We start from the raw sequence: 20,269 nt of genomic DNA, 5'->3' as shown, positions 1-20,269 counted from the left end.
ACGCTATTAGCGTCCCTTTTGTTCATCTGCCCGCCGGTATTTCAAGACAGGCGCTGACGCACCGCCTCGAACAGACAGATGGCGGCGCAGGCCGCAACGTTGAGCGACTCCATGCCACCCGGCTGCGGGATACGAATCGGCGTCTGCACGCGCTCAAGCCAGTGCGGCGATACGCCCGCCCCTTCGTTACCGAAAACCCACGCAACCGGCGTACGTAAGTTCTGCGCATAGAGCGACGTACTCGTTTGCAGGCTGGTCGCGAGCAACGGCACCGACAGACGCGGCGCCAGCGAATCCGGCGTGCAGTGTTCCACGATATTCAGCGAGAAGTGCGCGCCCATCCCCGCACGCAGCACCTTGCTCGACCACGCGAGCGCCGTACCCGACATGCAGTACACATCGCGTACCCCGGCCGCGGCCGCACTCCGCAGGATGGATCCCACGTTACCTGCGTCCTGCACGGCATCGAGAATCACACAGTCCGTTGTCTGCGTGGCTGGCAGATGACCCGACGGCATCTCAATGACGAACAGCAGCGACACTCCGTTGACGAGCGTCGACAACGGCTCGAACAGCACGTCGGGCAGGCAGACACGACGATCGGCGTCGACTTTTGCCCAAATCTGCGCAACTTCGTCGTTGTCCAGCGCCGATTCCGCCGCCACGCAAACGAGCGGCTGCCCCAGCGCACCGAGATAAGCGTGCGCCAGATGCACGCCTTCGAGCAGCGTCTGACCGAGCTTGCGCCGCTGTTGACTCGACTGCGCCAACTGCTTCAGGCGCTTGTAGAACGGATTGTCTTTGGAACTGATGAGTTTCATGACGAGCGGACCAGGCGCGACACCGTGAGCGTGCCGAAAATTTCAAACGCTTCACGCACCGGCGCAAACGATTGTCGATGATGCGGACTCGGCCCGTGCGTACGCAACGCTTCCAGATGCTTGGGCGTGCCGTAACCGACATGCTCATCGAAGCCGTACTGCGGAAACGCCTCATGCAACGCCGTCAGTTGACGGTCGCGCGTGACCTTCGCCAAAATCGACGCCGCCGAAATCGCGGGCACCTTGTCGTCGCCCTTGATGACGGCTTCCGCCCGCATCGGCAAGACCGGGCAACGATTGCCGTCAATGAGCGCCAGCGTCGGCACGCGCGAAAGACCGTTCACGGCGCGCTGCATGGCGAGCATCGTTGCGTGGAGAATATTCAGGGAATCGATCTCCGCGACACTCGCCTCGGCGATACAAAACGCGAGCGAACGTTCGACGATTTCCTCATAAAGCGCCTCGCGACGCCGCGCCGTGAGCTTCTTCGAATCCGCCAACCCCTTGATCGGGCGCGATGGATCGAGAATCACGGCCGCCGTAACGACAGGCCCTGCGAGCGGCCCGCGCCCCACTTCGTCCACGCCACAGGTCATTTCGGCCGCGACGTCCGCGAACAAATCGAACGCCATTTGCGGAGGCGCCGCCTTGGCGGCAGCACGGGTACGCGACTGGGGGGCAGCAGAGGCAGTAGGCGCGGCCTTACGCGTCACGCGCCGCACTTTGACGTCTTCGCTCATATGCGCCCCTTCTCCCGCAGCACACGCTCGATCACTTCAGCCGAGCGCGCCGCCGTGTTCTGGCGCAGTTGCTCATGAATCTTCGTGAAGCGTGCTTGCAGAGACTCGCGCAGCGCCGGATCGGTCAGTTGCTGCCAGACGGCGTCGGCAAGCGCTTGCGGTGTAGCGAAGTGCTGCAGCAACTCCGGCACGACGAATTCGCCGCACAGAATGTTCGGCAGCCCTACGTAGGGCAAGTACCCCTGACGCTTCATGATCTGCGCCGTCAGCCAGGGCACCTTGTACGAGATCACCATCGGCTTCTTGTACAAGGCCGCTTCCAGCGTGGCCGTCCCGCTCGCAAGCAGCACGCTATCTGCGGCCTCCAGTGCCAGCGGTGCACGTCCGTCGATCACGGTCAGATTGAGATCGCTGTGTGCGTCGAAGATCGGCTGCATCAGCGTGCGCAGGCGCGGCGTTGCCGCGGGCAGTACGAAGCGTATCGACGGGTCGCGTTTGGCGAGCAGGCGCATCGCTGCAAAAAACACTGGCGTAAGGCGCTGCACCTCCGACGTGCGGCTACCCGGCAAGATGGCAACGACCGGACCACTGCCTTGAAGGCTCAGCTTGGCTCGTGCACCCGCGATATCGGGGACCATCGGAATCTTGTCGGCCATCGGATGCCCGACGAACGTCGCGTCGATGCCCGCGCGGTGATAAATCTCCGGCTCGAACGGGAACAGGCACAACATGTGGTCGACGGCACGCTTGATCTTCTTGATGCGTCCACCACGCCACGCCCAGATCGACGGGCTCACGAAGTGAATCGTGGGAATCCCCGCTTCGCGCAGTTTGATTTCGAGATCGAAGTTGAAGTCGGGCGCGTCGAAGCCGACGAACGCCATCGGCTTTTCCGCAAGCCAACGCTCACGCAGTTGCTTTCGAATCGAGAGAATCTCGCGCAGATGTTTGATGACTTCGACGTAGCCCATGACGGAGAGCTTGTCGATTGGCCAATAGGCGTCGAAGCCCTCTTCCGCCATATGCGGGCCGCCAACACCCGCGTACGCGATGTCGGCCGGAAGACTCTGCTTGAGACCGGCAAGGACATTGCCGGCAATGAGATCGCCAGACAGCTCCCCGGCTACCATCGCCAGGGTTCGCTGGCCGGCGCCGGGAAGGGTCGGCGACATAGGTCAGCGCACGATACCGCGCGTGCTAGCGTTGAGGAAGTCGAGTAGTGCGCGCACGGCCTTAGAGACATCCGGCGCACCGGCGTCGGCAAAGGCTTCGATCTGCACCTTGGCTTCGTCGAGCGTCAATCCGCTCTTGTAGAGCAGCTTGTACGCATGACGCAGCGCCGTAATCGCGTCGGCGGTGTAGCCACGACGACGCAGACCTTCGACGTTGATACCGTACGGCACGGCCCGGTCACCCGACGCAATGACGAACGGCGGCACGTCCTGAACAAGCACCGAAGCACCGCCCACCATCGAGTGCGCACCGATACGCACGAACTGGTGCACACCGGTCATGCCGCCAATGATTGCCCAGTCGTCAACGTGCACATGGCCCGCCAACTGCGCATTGCTCGAGAACACCGTGTGATCGCCAACGTGGCAATCATGCGCGATGTGCACGTAAGCCATGATCCAGTTGTCGTTGCCGACACCCGTCAGGCCACCGTCCTGCATCGTACCGGTATGGATGGTCGTGAATTCGCGAATCGTATTGCGGTCGCCAATGACAAGCCGCGTCGGCTCGCCCGCGTACTTCATATCCTGCGGGCTGCCGCCGATCGACGCGAACGGACCAATCTTGTTGCCCTCGCCCAGCGTCGTGTGACCATCGACAACCGTGTGCGCAAGGATCCGCGTACCGGCGCCGATCGTCACGTTCGGCCCGACGATTGCGTAGGGACCGACAGCGACGTCGTCAGCCAGTTGCGCCTTCGAATCGACAACTGCAGTGGGATGAATATTCGTCATGGACGTTCCGGTTCCGGTTCTACGCCGTTCTTCTTGACCATGCACGTAAACTCGGCTTGCGCCGCCACATTGCCGTCGACAAGCGCCTGCCCCTTGAACCAGAAGAACATGGAGCTTTTTGACTTCACGTGCTCGACATCAAGCACAAGCTGATCACCCGGCTCGACCACACGACGGAAGCGAACCTTCTCGATACCCACGAAATAGTAGAGCGTGTTCTCATCGTGTGCGGCTTCTTCCGAGAACGCGAGCAGCGCGGCCGCCTGGGCCAGCGCTTCGACGATCAGCACCCCCGGCATTACCGGGCGCTGCGGATAGTGCCCCGTGAAGTACGGCTCGTTGATCGTGACGTTCTTGATAACCTTGATGCTCTTACGCGTCTCAAGGGCGATCACGCGGTCCACCAACAGCATTGGATACCGATGGGGCAACAACTTCATGATCTTATGGATGTCAAGATTGCTGACGTCGATATTGGTATTGGTCTCGCTCATTTGTCTTGCAGGTCCTTGACCTTCGCTTCAAGTTGACGCACGCGGTCGCGCATCTTGTCCAGATTGCGCATGATGGCCGCGTTTTTGTTCCATTCGGCGTTCGGAATCGCCGGAAACGCGCTGGTATAAGTGCCCGGGCCGGGAATCGACTTCGAGACACCCGACTTGGCTGTCACGATGACCTTGTCGCCAATCGTCACATGCCCGGCCACGCCCACGGCGCCGCCCAGCATGCAGAACTTTCCGATGGTACTGCTACCGGCGATGCCCGTGCATGCCGCGATCACCGTAAATGCACCGACGCGCACGTTGTGCGCGATCTGCACCTGATTGTCGATCTTGCAACCGCGCTCGATGACCGTATCGGCCATCGCACCGCGGTCGATCGACGTCGACGCACCGATTTCGACGTCGTCCTCGATCACCGCACGGCCCACTTGCGGAATCTTCACCCACTCGCCGCCTGTCGCGGAAAAATCAGGTGCGAAACCGAAGCCGTCCGAGCCGATCACGGCCCCTGCGTGAATCACGCAACGCGCGCCGATCACGCTCGTGTGGTACAGCGTGGCATTCGGATAGACGAGCACGTCGTCGCCGAGCGTGGTGCCCCGGCCGACGAATACATTCGCCACCAGGCGAACGCGCTCACCCAGCCGTACCCCGGCTTCGATCACGACGTTCGGACCGATCACGCACGATGCCGGCACGATTGCCGTCGGATCGACGAACGCGCTCGGATGAATGCCTGCGGGTGGCACCGGCGCCGCCGCTTGCGCGAACATTTGCGCGACGCGTGCAAAATAAGCGTACGGATTCGGCGCAATGATCCAGGCGCGGCCGTCATGCGAAGGCAGCTTGTCGAAATCGGCTTTCGAGAGAATCACGGCCGCAGCGCCCGAATTGGGCACTTCGGCGAGATATAACGGGTTGGACAGAAAGGCGAGTTGGTTCGCGAGCGCGCGGTCGAGCGGCGCCAGCCCCTCGACGGCAACGTTACCGTCACCCACGAGATCGCCGCCGAAGCGTGCGACCAATTGGGCAAGCGTAACGGATGGCGCGGACGGTACGGACGACGACCCCGACATGGAGCGCTCGCCCGTCACTTGCCGGGGGTGCCGCTACCCGAACTTGCGTTCAGGGTCTTGAGCACCTTGTCCGTGATATCGATACGCGGGCTCACGTAGACCGCTTCCTGCACGATCAGGTCGTACTTGTCCGTTTCCGCAATCTGCTTGATGACGCGGTTGGCACGGTCGAGCACGGCTGCGAGCTCTTCGTTGCGACGTTGATTCAGGTCTTCGCGGAACTCGCGCTGCTTGCGCTGGAATTCGGTGTCGGCGGCGGCCAGATCACGCTGACGCTTGGCGCGCTCAGCGTCGCTCAACGTCGGATTGTCCTTGTCGAGCTTGTCCGACATCGCCTTGAGACGTTGCGCCATTGCCTGCAGATCCCCGTCCCGCTTGGAGAACTCGGCTTCGAGCTTGGCTTGTGCGGCCTTGGCCGGTGCCGAATCGCGCAGAATGCGATCCGAATTGACAGCCGCGATGCGCGCATCCTGAGCCATGGCAGCAAACGCCGCGCCAGCCAGCAACGCCGCGGCGACGCCGCGAAGGCAATGCTTACGGATACCGTTCAATGTATTACCCCTTACAACGATGTAACGTTCGGAACCGATCGATCTGTCGTCCTTAGAACGACGTACCGACCTGGAACTGGAACTTCTGATACTGGTCGCCCGGCTTCTTGACGAGCGGGAAGCCCATCGAGAGCTTGAGCGGGCCAATCGGTGAAATCCACGACAGACCGAAACCGTAAGAATAACGCAGGTTATTGAAGGTAATCGCCTGGCCGTTATCGAACACGTTACCGCCGTCCATGAATGTGAAGATACGGAGCGTGCGGTCATACCCCGTGCCCGGCAGCGGGAACGTCAGTTCGACGTTACCGATCAGCTTCGATGCACCACCCAACGGTTCGCCATTGGTGTCCTTCGGACCCAGCGAGCTCGGCTCATAACCACGCACCGAACCGATACCACCGGCGAAGTAGTTCTTGAAGATCGGGAACGGCTGACCGCCCAGACCGTGGCCGTAGCCGACTTCGCCGTTAAGCGCCAGCGTGAAACCGCGGCTCACCGGGTAGTAGTACTGGTGCTGATAGTAGGCACGGAAGTACTTGGTCGTTCCGATTGGCGTACCGACTTCGATGTTGGCCTGCTGATAGTGACCACGGTTCGGGATCAGCGCGCTGTCACGCGAATCGCGCGACCAACCGACCGTGAGCGGATAGTTGTTGCTGACGTAACCGAACTGGTTCGCGTAGTCGATGTAGCGTTGCGGCGTCGTGCCGTCGCTCGTCAGGTGCAGACGCGTCTGTTCGAAGCCCAGACCGAAGAACACCGTATCGACTTCCGAGAACGGCACACCGAACTTCAGATTGCCGCCGAGCGTGTTGATACGGAAATCCGAATCGCTCGTCAGCAGCAGCGGCTGATACGTACGGTAGTAGATGTCGGTAATACGGCTCACACCGTCGACCGTGAAGTACGGATCGACCTGCGTGACGGCCAGGGTACGGTAAGTCTTACCGGTGTTCACGTTCACCGACAGCGACGTCCCCGAACCGAACACGTTGTCCTGGCTGATACCGGCTTGCAGCACCACCTTGTCGGTCGACGAGAAGCCGGCACCCACGTTGATCGTACCCGTCGGCTTTTCTTCCACCTTCACCTGAAGGTCGACCTGGTCGTTCGACCCTGGCACCGGCTCGGTCGTCACATTCACGTCGGTGAAGTAGCCCAGACGGTTGATACGATCCTGCGACAGCTTGAGGCGGTCCGCGTCGTACCACGAGCTTTCGAGCTGACGCAGCTCGCGGCGAATCACTTCGTCACGCGTACGCGAGTTGCCCACGATGTTGATCTTGCGAACGTACACACGGCGACCCGGATCGATCGTCAGGTTCAGCGCGACCGTGTGGTTGTTGCGATCGATCGTCGGCTGGGCGTTCACGTTCGCGAAAGCGAAGCCGTAGTTACCCAACAGATCGGAAATGGCCTTCGTGCTCGCCTGCAGCTTGGCCGCCGAAAACGTATCGCCGGCCTTCAGTTGCACGAGCTTCTGAATGTCGTCCTGCTTCCCGAGCATTTCGCCGGAGAGCTTGACGTCCGACACCTTGTACGGCTCGCCTTCATGCAGGTTGATAGTCAGGAACATCTCATCCTTGTCCGGCGTAATCGAAACGTCGGTGGAGTCGATGTTGAATTCCAGATAACCGCGGTTCAGGTAGAACGAACGCAGTTTTTCCAGATCGCCCGTGAGCTTGTCTTTCGAGTACAGGTCGTTCTTCGAATACCACGACAGCCAGTTCGGCGTGCCGAGTTCCATCTCGGCCGTCAGGTCAGACGACGAGAACGCCTTGTTGCCGACGAAGTTGATCTGCTGGATGGTTGCCTTGGGGCCTTCCGTCACGGCGAACTGGATGCCCACGCGATTACGCTCGAGCGGCGTGATCGTGGTCTTGACCTCCGCTGCGTAGTAACCGCGCGTAAGGTATTGACGCTTGAGCTCTTGCTCCGACTTGTCGAGCAAGTTGCGGTCGAAGGTGCGACCTTCGGTCAGGCCGACCGAGCGCAGCGCCTTCTTCAGACCGTCCTTGTCGAATTCCTTGATGCCGAGGAAGTCAATGGAAGCGATTGCGGGACGCTCGTTGACGTGCACCACCAGCACGCTGCCTTGCGCTTCGACGCTCACGTCCGAAAACAGGCCCGTTGCATAAAGGGCACGAATTGCTTCGGTGCCCTTATCGTCGTTGAACTTGTCGCCCGGCTTGACTGGCAGGTACGAGAAGACGGTACCGGGTTCGATGCGCTGCAAGCCCTCCACTCGGATATCCTTGACCACAAACGGCTCGACGGCGCGTGCCAGGAAACTGTGTGCCGCCAGAACCGCAATCACCAGGGTCTTCGGAACAAGGTGGTATTTATTCGACAACTTGCTTCCCCAAGAAACAATTGAATCGTAAAAACTCGGATTTGCCTGCGACCGGCAGGCACGTGACGCTGTCTTAGTGCAACAACTTCGACAGGTCATTGAAAAGTGCTACGGCAGAGAGCGCAAGGATGCAAACGATGCCCACTCGTTGCAGCGCGCCCTGCCACCGCTCGGAAACTGCCCGACCGGTAATCGCTTCGACCGCATAATATAACAGATAGCCACCGTCCAAAACTGGAATCGGCAACAGATTCAATACGCCCAAGCTGATGCTGACAAGCGCCAGAAAGGCGATGTAATAATCCAGCCCGAGACGCGCCGAGCGTCCTGCATAGTCGGCAATCGTCACCGGCCCGCTCAAATTCCTGAGCGATGCCTGCCCGGTGATCATCTTCCCGAACATACGAACGCTGAACGCCGTGACGTCCCACGTACGCTGCGCCCCTCGGCCAATCGCCTCCACAAGCCCGTACCGGACCGTCACCGAGTCGACCTGACTTGCCAAGGCCGCCCCGATCTTGCCCACGCGTGCCCCACTGGCCGCCGTCGCTGCCGAGTCGGTATCCACTTCCGCGCTTGGCGTGAGCGTCACATTACGCAAAGTCCCATCGCGTCGCACCGTGAGCGTCATCGGCTTGCCCGGATGAGCGCGCACCGTGTCCACAAACGCCTTGGCCGACGCGACGGGACTTCCGTCCACCGCCGCGATCTCATCACCGACACGCAGCCCGGCAATCCCTGCCGCCCCGCCCGCCATGATCTGCCCCACCGTGACCCGTGCCGACGGCACCAGCCCAAGACGTTGCATGAAGTCCTGCTCGCCATCGGCGTCGAAATGCTGTCCGGCAGCGTCGAGCGTATATTCGGCGCGACCGTCGCGCGTGCGCGCCACCAGCGTGACACGCTGCCCTTCGATCATCGGATCGACGAGACGCCAGCGCAGATCTTCCCAGGAGCGCACGGCCGTCTCTTCACCGACCGCCTCGTCCGCGTTTCTGCCATTTTCGCGAACGCCCGTGATCAGCTCCCCACCCGACATACCCGCCCGAGCGGCCAACGTCCCTGCTGCCGGCGGTGCAATGCGTGCGACCGGTTCGGTCACGCCAGCCAGATTCAGACCCGCATAAAGCGCAATGGCAAGAAGGAAGTTGGCAATCGGACCGGCCGCCACGATGGCGAACCTTTTGTAGACGGACTTCTGATTGAAAGCACGCGCCCGATCTTCCGGCGCAACGATCTGCGTCTCGTCACGCTCATCGAGCATTCGGACGTAACCGCCCAGCGGCAGCGCGCAAATCGTCCATTCCGTGCGGTCTCGCCCCATTGTCCACTTGAGCAGCGGCATGCCGAATCCCACGGAGAACCGCAGAACCTTCACGCCGCACAGCCGCGCAACCGTGTAGTGGCCCAGCTCATGGAACACCACCAGGACGCCAATGGCGATGGCGAACGCAAGCAACGTGGTCAGCAGATTCATGAGCAGACGGGACCGGAGACGTTACGACATGGGCAGCGGCGTCAGGAACGCGCTGGTGCAGGCAGTTTGGCAACGATTGTCGTCGCCAGTTCGCGGGCACGACGATCGGCTTCGAGCACGACGTCGAGCGAGGTGGCTTCACCGACCGCCACAGCGTCGAGCACCTGCTCCACCACCTGAGCGATCGCAGTGAAGCGAATCCGCCCGTCAAGGAAGGCGGCGACGGCAACCTCGTTGGCTGCGTTAAGCAACGCACCCGCCGTACCGCCGCGATGCAGCGTATCGAATGCCAGACGCAGGCACGGGAAACGGCGCAGATCGGGCGCTTCGAACGTCAGCTTGCCGATGTCTGCGAGATTCAGGCCGGCCACTCCAGACGTCACACGATCCGGGAATGCCAGGGCGTGAGCAATCGGCGTACGCATATCGGGGTTGCCGAGCTGCGCGAGCGTCGAGCCATCGGTGTACGTGACCATCGAGTGAATCACGCTTTGCGGATGGATCAGCACCTCGATTTTCGCGGGCGGCATGTTGAACAGCCAATGCGCCTCGATGACCTCGAGCCCCTTGTTCATCATGCTGGCCGAGTCCACCGAGATCTTGCGGCCCATCACCCAGTTCGGATGCGCGCACGCCTCGTCCGGCGTCACATTGTCGAGCGATGCCAGTTCTCGCTCGCGAAACGGGCCGCCCGAAGCCGTCAGCACCAGCTTCTCGACGCCGCGCGTGGAAATGCGGTTCTCGCCCGCCACTTGCGGCAGGCACTGGAAGATGGCGTTGTGCTCGCTGTCGAGCGGCAGCAACGTTGCGCCCGCCCGCTCGGCGGTGGCCATGAACAACGCACCGGAAAGCACCAGCGACTCTTTGTTCGCGAGCAGAATGCGCTTGCCTGCGCGCGCGGCGGCGAGCGTCGACTGAAGCCCGGCGGCGCCCACAATGGCGGCAACGACCATCGTGGCTTCCGCGGCCTCCGCAATCTCGACCAGCGCTTGCGGGCCGTAGGTCACGTCGACCTTCAGACCGGCATCAACCAGGCGCGCCGACAACGAGTGCGCCCCTTCGGCGTCGGCCACAACAGCCACTTGCGGACGATGGGCGACGCACTGCTCGAAAAGGCGATCGAGGTTCCGGTGCGCCGACAGCGCATAGACGGAGAAGCGGTCGGGATGACGCCCCACGACATCGAGCGTGCTAACGCCGATGGAGCCAGTGGAGCCGAGAATGGAGAGACGTTGCGACATGATCAGACGAAGAGCAGAGCCAGCGGGAGCACGGGGAGCAGCGCGTCGATTCTGTCGAGCACACCGCCATGGCCGGGCAGCAGCGCGCTAGAATCTTTCACGCCGGCTTGCCGCTTGAGTTGAGATTCGAACAGGTCGCCCACAACCGAGAACGCGACCAGCACCGTCAGCGCCAATGCGCCAAGTGCCACACCCAGCGTGTTGGCAAAATGAGAAACGATCGTCGGCGCCTGCAAGCCGCTCACGAGGACCGCCGCGGCCGCCACGAGCACCAGCAACCATCCGCCGATAGCGCCCTCCCAGGACTTCCCGGGGCTGATGGACGGTGCGAGCTTGCGCTTGCCGAATGCACGTCCCGCGAAGTACGCCCCCGTGTCGGCAAGCCAGACAATCACAAGGACGGAAAGCAGGAATGCCACGCCGCGATCACGCACCAGGCAGAGCGCCTGCCACGCCGCGATCAGCACCACCGGCCCGGCAACGAGCAGTAGACCGCGCCATGCACCTTGGGTCGCCGGCTTGCGCGCGAGCGCATAAGGCCCGGCGAGCACCCAAAAAATGGCGGCAGGTTTGAGCCATATCGGCGACAGCGCCCATCCGCCCGCCCAGGTCAGGCCGACGCCCAGAAGCGCAAGCGCGCCGTAGAAAACGGCGCCCGTATTATTCAGACCGACCAGACGGCCCCACTCCCATCCCGCGGCCGCCACGATCACGGCAGCAAGCAACGCAAACTGCGCCGGCGTACCGACGAAGATCACAGGCAAAAGAATGGCGAGAAGTACGACAGCGGTAATGACGCGTGTCTTGAGCATCAGGCGGATTGTCCGGGGGGGTTCTGGACTTGTGCGCTGGTACGACCGAAACGACGTTCGCGCTGCTGAAACTCGGCAACGGCCCGTTTGAGCGTATCCGCGTTGAAGTCCGGCCAGAATTCTTCGGTGAAATAGAGTTCAGTGTACGCCAGTTGCCAAAGCAGAAAATTACTGACGCGCTGATCGCCGCCGGTGCGGATAAAGAGATCCGGCTCCGGCGCATAGGCCATGCTCAGGTGCGGCGCGAGATCGTCTTCCGTGAACGATGCATCGAGCGCCGCGGCACCGTCCTGCGCAACGCGCTCGGCGGCGAGCTTCTGAGCTGCCTGGAGAATATCCCACCGCCCACCGTAATTGGCGGCAATGGTCAACGTAAGCCCTTTGTTGTCTTGCGTACGCTCTTCTGCACGCTTGACGAGTTCCTGAATGCGCGGCTCGAATGCCTCGAGCGCACCGATCACACGAAGACGGATACCGTTACTGTGCAACTTCCCCACCTCACGCTCGAGCGCGAGGATGAAAAGTTGCATCAGCGTCGAGACCTCGTCTTGCGGCCGACGCCAGTTCTCGGAACTGAACGCGAACAGCGTCAGATACTCGACACCTAGCTCGGCACATGCCGTCACCGCTTCACGCACGGCATCAACGCCACGCTTGTGCCCCGCGACGCGCGGCAATTTACGTCTGGTAGCCCAACGCCCGTTGCCATCCATGACGATGGCAACGTGGCGTGGAATGCTCACTGTCTCGGGAGCAGAAAGCGTGGAGGTGAGAAAACCCATTGAGATACGGCGCGGGAGTCGAGCGCGAAAGTCGGCGGAGATCGTGCGATAAGTGCCAGAGGCACTCAGACCGTCATGATCTCGGCGCCCTTCTGCTTCACCAGTTCGTCGATTTCGGTGACAAACTTGTCGGTGAACTTCTGGACATCGTCGCCGCCACGGCGCTCGTCGTCTTCCGAAATTTCCTTGTCCTTGACCAGCTTCTTGAGTTGCTCGTTGGCATCGCGGCGCAGGTTACGCACGGCAACCTTGGCGTTTTCGCCTTCCGACTTGACCAGCTTGGTCAATTCACGGCGACGCTCTTCGGTCAGCATGGGCATCGGCACGCGAATCACATCGCCTTGCGTTGCCGGGTTCAGACCCAGGTCCGATTCGCGGATGGCCTTCTCGACCTTGGCGACCATGCTCTTTTCCCACGGTTGCACACCGATCGTACTGGCATCGATGAGGCTCACGTTGGCGACCTGAGACAGGGCCGTCATCAAGCCGTAGTAATCCACCTGAATATGATCGAGCAGGCCAGTATGTGCGCGGCCGGTACGAATCTTCGCCAGGTTGTTCTTGAACGAATCGATCGAGCTCTTCATCTTCTGCTCGACATGCTTCTTGACGTCAGCAACGCTCATGGCAACCTCCAAACCTTGAATTGATACGCAAACATAAATGATACGGCGTCGGCACGCCACTGCGCGCCGACGCCGCAGTTCGAACTCAAACGTGGACGAGCGTTCCCTCGTCTTCGCCGAGAATGACGTGCTTGAGCGCGCCCGGCTTCACGATCGAGAAAACGCGCACCGGCATCTTCTGATCGCGGCACAGCGCGAAAGCCGTCGCGTCCATGACCTGCAGGTTCTTCGAGATCGCCTCGTCGAAGCTGATGGTCGAATACTTTACCGCGTTGGGGTCCTTCTTGGGGTCGGCCGAGTACACGCCGTCGACCTTGGTCGCCTTGAGCACCACTTCGGCGCCGACTTCCGAGCCGCGCAGCGCTGCCGCCGTGTCGGTCGTGAAGAACGGGTTACCCGTGCCTGCGGCGAAGATGACGACTTTGCCCTCTTCGAGCTGACGGATCGCGCGCGGGCGAATGTACGGCTCGACCACCTGGTCCATGCGCAGCGCGGACTGCACACGCGCTTCGATACCGGCGTGACGCATCGCGTCCTGCAACGCCAGGGCGTTCATCATCGTGGCCAGCATGCCCATGTAGTCGGCCGTTGCACGGTCCATACCGGCAGCGCCGCCAGCCACACCCCGGAAAATATTGCCACCGCCGATCACGACGGCCAATTGCGTGCCCAGGCGAACGACTTCGGCAATATCGCCAACCATGCGCTCGATGGTTGCGCGGTTGATGCCGAACGAATCGTCACCCATGAGGGCTTCACCAGAGAGCTTGAGAAGTACGCGTTTGTAAGGAGTAGACATGGCGGTCCTTAAGAAGTCTGGTCGGGCACTGTGGGGGTATTCTGGATGAAACAACGGGGACGGCACCGCCGCCCCCGGATACTACGGTACTGCGCGAATTACGACTGCTTGGCAGCGGCCACTTGCGCAGCCACTTCAGCAGCGAAGTCGTCTTGCTTCTTCTCGATGCCTTCGCCGACCACGAACATGGTGAAGCCCTTGACCGTGGTGTTGTTGGCCTTGAGCATCTGCTCGACGCTTGCCTTGTCGTCCTTCACGAACGTCTGGTTCAGCAGCGAGACTTCCTTCAGGTACTTCTGCACGCTGCCTTCCACCATCTTGGCGACGATCTCGGCCGGCTTGCCCGATTCGGCGGCCTTCTCGGCGGCAACCTTGCGTTCCTTCTCGATCAGTTCCGGCGCAACTTGCTCGCCCGACAGCGCCACCGGCTTCATGGCGGCGATGTGCATGGCGACGTTCCTGCCGACGTCGGCGTCAGCGCCTTCGTACTCGACGACCACGCCGATACGCGTGCCGTGCAGGTATGCAGCCAGCTTGCCCGACGTCTCGTAACGCTGGAAGCGACGGATCGTCATGTTTTCACCGATCTTGCCGATCAGGTCGGCACGGATTTGCTCAACGGTCTTGCCGTCGAGCGGCAGTGCCGACAGAGCGGCCACGTCAGCCGGGTTGTTCTCGGCGACCAGCTTGGCCAGGTCGTTGGCAAACTTCAGGAAGTCGTCGTTCTTCGAGACGAAGTCGGTTTCGCAGTTGATTTCAACCACGGCACCCTTGCCGCCTTCGATGTATGCCGAGATCACGCCTTCGGCGGTGATACGGCTGGCGGCCTTGCTGGCCTTGCTACCCAGCTTGACACGCAGGATTTCTTCAGCACGAGCCATGTCGCCATCGGCTTCGGTCAGCGCCTTCTTGCATTCCATCATCGGCGCATCGGTCTTGGCGCGCAGTTCGCCCACCATTGCTGCAGTAATTGCCGGCATATCGTTACTCCTGTATATCGAATCAGTCGGGAGAGGACATCGCACGGACGGCCTCACTGCCCGCCCCTGGCGCCCCGCACACCCGACACGGGGAAATCGGACTAAAAAAAAGGGGCGCCACAAGCAGCCCCTTTTGTTACGCAGCGGTGGCCGCTTACGCCTCTTCGTTCACTTCGACGAAATCGTCGCCTTCGCCGCGAACGGCTTCGACAACTTCCTTGACGGCGTTTTCACGGCCTTCGAGGATCGCGTCGGCAACGCCTTGCACGTACAGCTCGACAGCCTTGCTCGAGTCGTCGTTACCCGGGATCACGTAATCCACACCTTCCGGCGAGTGGTTCGTATCGACCACGGCGATCACCGGAATGCCCAGCTTGTTGGCTTCGGTGATGGCGATCTTGTGGTAGCCGACGTCGACGACGAAGATGGCGTCGGGCATGCCGCCCATTTCCTTCACACCGCCGATCGACTTCTGCAGCTTGGCCATTTCGCGATCGAACAACAGCGCTTCCTTCTTGCTCATGCGCTCTTGCTCGCCGGCTTCCAGAGCCTGCTCCATGTCCTTGAGCTTCTTGATCGACGACTTCAGCGTCTTGAAGTTCGTCAGCATGCCGCCCAGCCAACGGTTGTTGACGTAAGGCATACCGGCACGTGCTGCGGCTTCCGCCACGATGTCGCGCGCCTGACGCTTCGTGCCCACGAACAGGATCGTGCCGCGGTTTGCTGCCAGTTGACGCACGTACTTCAGTGCGTCCTGGTACATCGGCAACGTCTTTTCGAGGTTGATGATGTGAATCTTGTTGCGATGGCCGAAGATATAGGGGGCCATCTTGGGGTTCCAGAAACGGGTTTGGTGACCAAAGTGGACGCCCGCTTCCAGCATCTGACGCATCGTGACAGACATGTGATTCTCCGTGAGGGTTAGGTCTTAGACCGGCTGCCGTACCCGTTTCGTCAGACTGCCATACAGCTTTGCATGACCCGCCTGCGAAGATCGGGCACCCTGGGTGCGCCGGCCCGCGATTTCAAATTTCCAAGCCGATGACACGAGTGATCCCGGCACCTCACCGGAAGCAGTGCTTTTTAGCACCATATTGGGGCCAAACACCCCAAAAACCCGGAGAAGATCACCAAAAACCAAGGGGAAACCCTTGACCTTATTGACAACTCGTCCTCGACTTAGCCCGAGATTATAGCATTGCAGCGTGCCAGCGCTCAAGGGGCGCGTGAACTTGTTATGACAAGCCGGAAATCCCCGGTTTGCGCGGCATGCCAGCCAGTTCGGCGCCCTCTCCCGTGCGCCGATCGGAACAACGGAAGTTCATCGTCGGAACACTCCGAAATCCACGCCAGACAAGGCCAAAACCCGGCCAAAACCTCCCATTGGTGCGATAATGCGGCACTGTTTACGCAATTTTCCCGATTCCGCAATGGCCATCACCCTCAAGAATGCCCACGACATTGAAATGATGCGCGTCGCTTGCCGCCTGGCCAGCGAAGTGCTCGATTTCATTACGCCGCACGTGCGTGCCGGCATCACCACCGGAGAGCTGGACCGCCTCTGCCACGAGTTCATGGTCAATCAACAGGGGACCGTGCCGGCACCGCTGAATTACCAGCCGCCCGGCTACCCCCCCTACCCCAAGGCCACCTGCATTTCCGTCAATGACGTGATCTGCCACGGCATTCCCGGCGACAAAGCGCTCAAGAACGGCGACGCCCTCAACATTGACGTCACGGTCATCAAAGACGGTTACTTTGGCGACACAAGCCGCATGTTCATCGTCGGCAACGGCACGATTCTTGCGAAGCGTCTGGCGCAAGTAACGTACGAGTGCATGTGGCTCGGTATCAATCAGGTTCGCCCGGGCGCCCGTCTGGGCGACATCGGCCAGGCGATCCAGACGCATGCCGAAGCCCAGGGATATAGCGTGGTGCGCGAGTACTGCGGTCACGGTATCGGCCAAGTATTCCACGAAGATCCGCAGATTCTGCATTACGGCCGTCAGGGCACCGGACTCGAATTGGAAGCCGGCATGATCTTTACCATCGAGCCGATGATCAACGCTGGCAAGCGCGAAATTCGGACGATGCCCGATCAGTGGACAGTCAAGACGCGCGACCGCAGCCTGTCCGCACAATGGGAACATACCGTGCTGGTCACGCCGACGGGCCATGAGGTGCTGACACATTCTGCGTTGACCCCGCCGCCGCCGCCGGGGTCGTCCTATGTGACGTCCTTCGCAGCCGCCGCCTGAGTAACCATCGTCCGGCCGCCAGCAACTTCGGTGGCCGCCCGGCCCGGCACGATCCCGGCCTGACTCGTCAACTCATACCCTGGAAGCCGCCATGCACGCACGTGCACACGCCCCTTCTCCGCTACGTCAGGCCCTCAAGGACCGCAAGGCCGAACTTGTCGAACGCTTTTCCGCGCACGGCAAGATCGACGTGCTGCTGCACGGTTTATGCCAGGCGGTCGACCAGTCCATGCGAGAGGCATGGGCCGAATGCCAGATGCCGGACGACTTCGCCCTCGTGGCGGTTGGCGGCTATGGGCGCGGCGAGCTTTATCCATACTCGGACGTCGACATTCTCCTGCTGCACCGCAGCCCCGACGGCGCGGCGCTGACTTCTCACGTCGAGCCGTTCATCGGTTTCCTGTGGGATATCGGCGTCGAAATCGGTTCGTCGGTGCGAACCGTCGACGAGTGCATTTCCGAGGCGCACGCCGACATCACGGTACAAACGAGCCTGCTCGAAGCGCGACTCCTGAAAGGTAACCAGGCGCTCTTCGACGAGTTCCAGCAGCGCTTCTCCGCCGATCTCGATCCGCTCGCATTTTTCCGCAGCAAGCAACTGGAGATCCGGCAGCGGCACGCGAAGTATCAGGACACGCCGTACAGTCTCGAGCCGAACTGCAAGGAAAGCCCCGGTGGGCTTCGCGACTTGCAGGTCATCTTGTGGATGACGAAGGCTGCCGGTCTGGGCAATAGCTGGTCCGAGCTGTTCGCGCGAGATCTGCTAACGGACCGCGAACTCAAGGAACTGCGTCGCAACGAGCAATTCCTGAAGGGTTTGCGAGCGCGTCTGCATCTGCTCGCACGCCGGCGTCAGGATGTGCTGGTGTTCGATCTTCAGACCGCGCTCGCGCAGAGCCTGGGCTTCGACGCCACGACCACGAAGCGTGCCAGCGAGCAGCTCATGCGACGCTACTACTGGGCAGCAAAGGCCGTCTCACAGCTCAACACCGTGCTACTGCTCAACGTAGAGGCGCGGCTGTTCCCGCAAACCAGCGGCGTCACCCGCGTGATCAACGAACGCTTCGTCGAGAAGCAGGGAATGATTGAAATCGTGGACGACGAGCTGTACGAGCGTCACCCGAACGCGATCCTCGAGACGTTCCTGCTGTATGAACAAGTCGTCGGCGTGAAAGGGTTGTCCGCGAGAACACTGCGCGCGCTGTACAACGCCCGCGAACTGATGAATGCGCAATGGCGTGCCGCGCCTGAAAACCGCCGCACGTTTCTGGAAATTCTTCAGCAACCGCAGGGCATCACCCACGCATTGCGGCTGATGAATCAGACGAGTGTGCTCGGCCGTTATCTGATCAACTTCCGTCGCGTGGTCGGTCAGATGCAACACGATCTGTATCACGTATACACGGTCGATCAGCACATTCTGATGGTAGTGCGTAACATTCGCCGCTTCGCCGTGGCCGAGCATACGCACGAATACCCGTTTTGCAGCCAGTTGATCGCGAACTTCGACCGGCCGTGGATACTGACCGTCGCTGCCCTCTTTCACGACATCGCGAAGGGACGCGGCGGCGATCACTCGACGCTCGGCATGGTCGATGCACGACGCTTTTGTACCCGTCATGGCATCGACAAGGAAGACACGGAACTGATCGTCTGGCTGGTGGGCGAGCATCTGACGATGAGTACCGTCGCACAGAAGCAGGACACCACCGATCCGGAAGTCATCCGCCGCTTCGCGGAGAAAGTGGAAAACGAGCGGCGCCTGACAGCTCTGTATCTTCTGACCGTGGCCGATATTCGCGGCACCAGCCCGAAGGTATGGAACGCCTGGAAGGGCAAGCTGCTCGAAGACTTGTATCGTGTGACGTTGCAGGTGTTGGGCGGCGCCAACCCCGATCCGCATTCGCAACTCAAGACGCGCAAGGAAGAAGCGCTCGGATTGCTGCGTCTGTACACGGTGCCCGAGCGCGCGCAGGAAGCGCTCTGGAACACGCTGGACGTCGCGTATTTCCTGCGCAACGATCCGGCAGATGTCGCATGGCAAACGCGACATCTGTGGCGGCATGTCGATAGCGCCTCGCCCATCGTCAAAGCGCGCCCCTCGCCCATCGGTGAAGGATTGCAGGTGATGGTCTACGTGCGCGATCAGGTGGATCTGTTCGCGCGCATTTGCGGCTACTTCGAGCGCAAGGGCCTGTCGATTCTCGACGCCAAGGTGCATACGACGAGTCAGGGCTTCGCGCTGGACAGTTTTCTGCTGACCGACCCGGGCCTTGATACCAGCTATCGCGACATCATCAATCTGGTGGAAAGCGAGTTGGTGTCGCTGTTGACACGAGAAGAGCCGCTGGCGGAGCCGAGCAAGGGCCGCCTGCCGCGACGCTCGCGCAGCTTCCCTGTCACGCCGCGCGTCGATTTGCGGCCCGACGAGCGCGGCCAGTACTACCTGCTATCGGTGTCGGCCAACGACCGCACTGGTTTGCTATACGCGGTCGCTCGCGTGCTTGCGCGTCACGGCGTGAGCGTGCGTACCGCCCGCATCAATACCCTCGGCGAGCGTGTCGAAGACACGTTCCTGCTCGACGGCAGCCGTTTGCAGGACAATCGCCTGCAAATTGCCGTTGAGACCGAACTACTAGAAGCATTGGAACCATGAGCGATACCCCGCGCGCCAAACTGAGCGCCAAACACCCCCGTACCCTCGACAAGACTCGCGCGCCCGTGCGCTCGTCTGGCGCTTTGCGCCGCCCGACCAAGGCGGTGCCCGCGTCGATGCTCGACGGTAGCGGTGTGAAAAAGAAGCCGGCTGGGAAGCCGGCACGCCCGCGCCCGGCTGACGATGCCGCCACGCCGGGCGGTGCACGCCGCCCCGCAGGTAGCGGAGCCGCACCGCGCAAGCCTGCCGGTGGGGCAACACCGTATGAGAAGCGTCCGACGGGGGAGCGCCCGCCCGCACGCGGCCAGCGCGAGCGCGTTGCCGGGGCACGTCCTGCCCGTTTCGACGAGGAATCGCGTCCGCGCCGTTTTGACGAAGACCGCCCCCGTCGCAATACCGAAGGTGGCGCACGTGGCGATTTCGCCCGTCAGGTCAAGCGTGACTTCGACAACCGCGCACCACGTCGCGCTGACGAAGACCGTCCGCGTCGCAATACCGAAGGTGGCGCACGTGGCGATTTCGCACGCCCGGTCAAGCGTGACTTCGACAACCGCGCACCACGTCGCGCTGACGAAGACCGTCCGCGTCGCAATACCGAAGGTGGCGCACGTGGCGATTTCGCAC

General features: G+C 61.4%; 18 protein-coding genes and 1 pseudogene. 3 read left to right on the top strand and 16 right to left on the bottom strand.

The window, feature by feature from the left end; genetic code table 11:
- Positions 1-41 precede the first annotated feature (41 nt).
- From ACIPHM_RS22800 to rpsB, 16 genes are all read right to left on the bottom strand, one after another.
- The gene (locus tag ACIPHM_RS22800) at positions 42-821 is read right to left on the bottom strand and encodes a TrmH family RNA methyltransferase (RefSeq protein ID WP_400333446.1); all 780 of its coding nucleotides are present in this window, start codon (positions 819-821) and stop codon (positions 42-44) included.
- Complete coding sequence (rnhB, locus tag ACIPHM_RS22795) at positions 818-1,453, bottom strand: ribonuclease HII (RefSeq protein ID WP_400333575.1); 636 nt, start codon at positions 1,451-1,453, stop codon at positions 818-820. Before rnhB ends, ACIPHM_RS22800 begins: the two co-directional genes overlap by 4 nt.
- Before the next feature lie 104 nt (positions 1,454-1,557).
- A complete protein-coding gene (gene lpxB / locus ACIPHM_RS22790; protein ID WP_400333443.1) occupies positions 1,558-2,733 on the bottom strand; it encodes a lipid-A-disaccharide synthase in 1,176 nt (391 codons plus the stop codon).
- A 3-nt stretch (positions 2,734-2,736) separates the two neighbouring features.
- Positions 2,737-3,528 (bottom strand): acyl-ACP--UDP-N-acetylglucosamine O-acyltransferase, encoded by a 792-nt coding sequence (gene lpxA / locus ACIPHM_RS22785; RefSeq protein WP_400333440.1) that lies wholly within the window; start codon positions 3,526-3,528, stop codon positions 2,737-2,739.
- Positions 3,525-4,022 carry a 3-hydroxyacyl-ACP dehydratase FabZ gene (fabZ, locus tag ACIPHM_RS22780; protein ID WP_400333438.1) on the bottom strand — a complete coding sequence of 166 codons (498 nt, stop codon included), beginning with the start codon at positions 4,020-4,022 and terminating at the stop codon, positions 3,525-3,527. The genes lpxA and fabZ overlap by 4 nt, the downstream gene beginning before the upstream one ends.
- Positions 4,019-5,107, bottom strand: coding sequence for a UDP-3-O-(3-hydroxymyristoyl)glucosamine N-acyltransferase (gene lpxD / locus ACIPHM_RS22775; protein ID WP_400333435.1), 1,089 nt, complete (start codon positions 5,105-5,107; stop codon positions 4,019-4,021). The genes fabZ and lpxD overlap by 4 nt, the downstream gene beginning before the upstream one ends.
- 14 nt (positions 5,108-5,121) lie before the next feature.
- On the bottom strand, positions 5,122-5,586 hold the full coding sequence (locus tag ACIPHM_RS22770; RefSeq protein WP_400333572.1) for an OmpH family outer membrane protein: 465 nt from the start codon (positions 5,584-5,586) through the stop codon (positions 5,122-5,124).
- Positions 5,587-5,710: 124 nt separating this feature from the next.
- Positions 5,711-8,014, bottom strand: coding sequence for an outer membrane protein assembly factor BamA (gene bamA / locus ACIPHM_RS22765; protein ID WP_400333433.1), 2,304 nt, complete (start codon positions 8,012-8,014; stop codon positions 5,711-5,713).
- A 73-nt stretch (positions 8,015-8,087) separates the two neighbouring features.
- On the bottom strand, positions 8,088-9,491 hold the full coding sequence (rseP, locus tag ACIPHM_RS22760) for an RIP metalloprotease RseP (protein WP_400333430.1): 1,404 nt from the start codon (positions 9,489-9,491) through the stop codon (positions 8,088-8,090).
- 41 nt (positions 9,492-9,532) lie between these two features.
- Complete coding sequence (gene ispC, locus ACIPHM_RS22755) at positions 9,533-10,732, bottom strand: 1-deoxy-D-xylulose-5-phosphate reductoisomerase (protein ID WP_400333428.1); 1,200 nt, start codon at positions 10,730-10,732, stop codon at positions 9,533-9,535.
- A gap of 2 nt (positions 10,733-10,734) precedes the next feature.
- Positions 10,735-11,544 carry a phosphatidate cytidylyltransferase gene (locus ACIPHM_RS22750; RefSeq protein WP_400333426.1) on the bottom strand — a complete coding sequence of 270 codons (810 nt, stop codon included), beginning with the start codon at positions 11,542-11,544 and terminating at the stop codon, positions 10,735-10,737.
- Positions 11,544-12,326 carry a polyprenyl diphosphate synthase gene (uppS, locus tag ACIPHM_RS22745; protein ID WP_400333423.1) on the bottom strand — a complete coding sequence of 261 codons (783 nt, stop codon included), beginning with the start codon at positions 12,324-12,326 and terminating at the stop codon, positions 11,544-11,546. The genes ACIPHM_RS22750 and uppS overlap by 1 nt, the downstream gene beginning before the upstream one ends.
- A 65-nt stretch (positions 12,327-12,391) precedes the next feature.
- Positions 12,392-12,952: a ribosome recycling factor gene (frr, locus tag ACIPHM_RS22740; protein WP_400333420.1), complete on the bottom strand. Its 561-nt coding sequence runs from the start codon at positions 12,950-12,952 to the stop codon at positions 12,392-12,394.
- An 85-nt stretch (positions 12,953-13,037) separates the two neighbouring features.
- The gene (pyrH, locus tag ACIPHM_RS22735; protein WP_044455586.1) at positions 13,038-13,751 is read right to left on the bottom strand and encodes a UMP kinase; all 714 of its coding nucleotides are present in this window, start codon (positions 13,749-13,751) and stop codon (positions 13,038-13,040) included.
- Positions 13,752-13,849: 98 nt separating this feature from the next.
- Positions 13,850-14,731 (bottom strand): translation elongation factor Ts, encoded by an 882-nt coding sequence (gene tsf, locus ACIPHM_RS22730; protein ID WP_400333417.1) that lies wholly within the window; start codon positions 14,729-14,731, stop codon positions 13,850-13,852.
- Positions 14,732-14,885: 154 nt separating this feature from the next.
- Entirely contained in the window at positions 14,886-15,635 is a 750-nt protein-coding gene (gene rpsB, locus ACIPHM_RS22725; protein WP_400333414.1) for a 30S ribosomal protein S2, read from the bottom strand.
- A gap of 526 nt (positions 15,636-16,161) precedes the next feature.
- On the opposite strand from rpsB, the gene map reads away from it, so the two are divergent.
- The 3 genes and pseudogenes from map to ACIPHM_RS22710 all read left to right on the top strand — a co-directional run.
- Positions 16,162-16,989: a type I methionyl aminopeptidase gene (gene map / locus ACIPHM_RS22720; RefSeq protein ID WP_400333412.1), complete on the top strand. Its 828-nt coding sequence runs from the start codon at positions 16,162-16,164 to the stop codon at positions 16,987-16,989.
- Between the two features lie 91 nt (positions 16,990-17,080).
- On the top strand, positions 17,081-19,645 hold the full coding sequence (locus ACIPHM_RS22715) for a [protein-PII] uridylyltransferase (protein WP_400333409.1): 2,565 nt from the start codon (positions 17,081-17,083) through the stop codon (positions 19,643-19,645).
- A pseudogene (locus ACIPHM_RS22710) lies at positions 19,642-20,269 on the top strand (hypothetical protein); the annotation flags it as partial. The gene ACIPHM_RS22715 and the pseudogene ACIPHM_RS22710, both read left to right, overlap by 4 nt.

Origin of the sequence: Pandoraea sp. NPDC087047 (assembly GCF_044745225.1) — a bacterium.
Taxonomy (GTDB): domain Bacteria; phylum Pseudomonadota; class Gammaproteobacteria; order Burkholderiales; family Burkholderiaceae; genus Pandoraea.
This window is presented reverse-complemented; position numbering and strand designations above follow the sequence as displayed.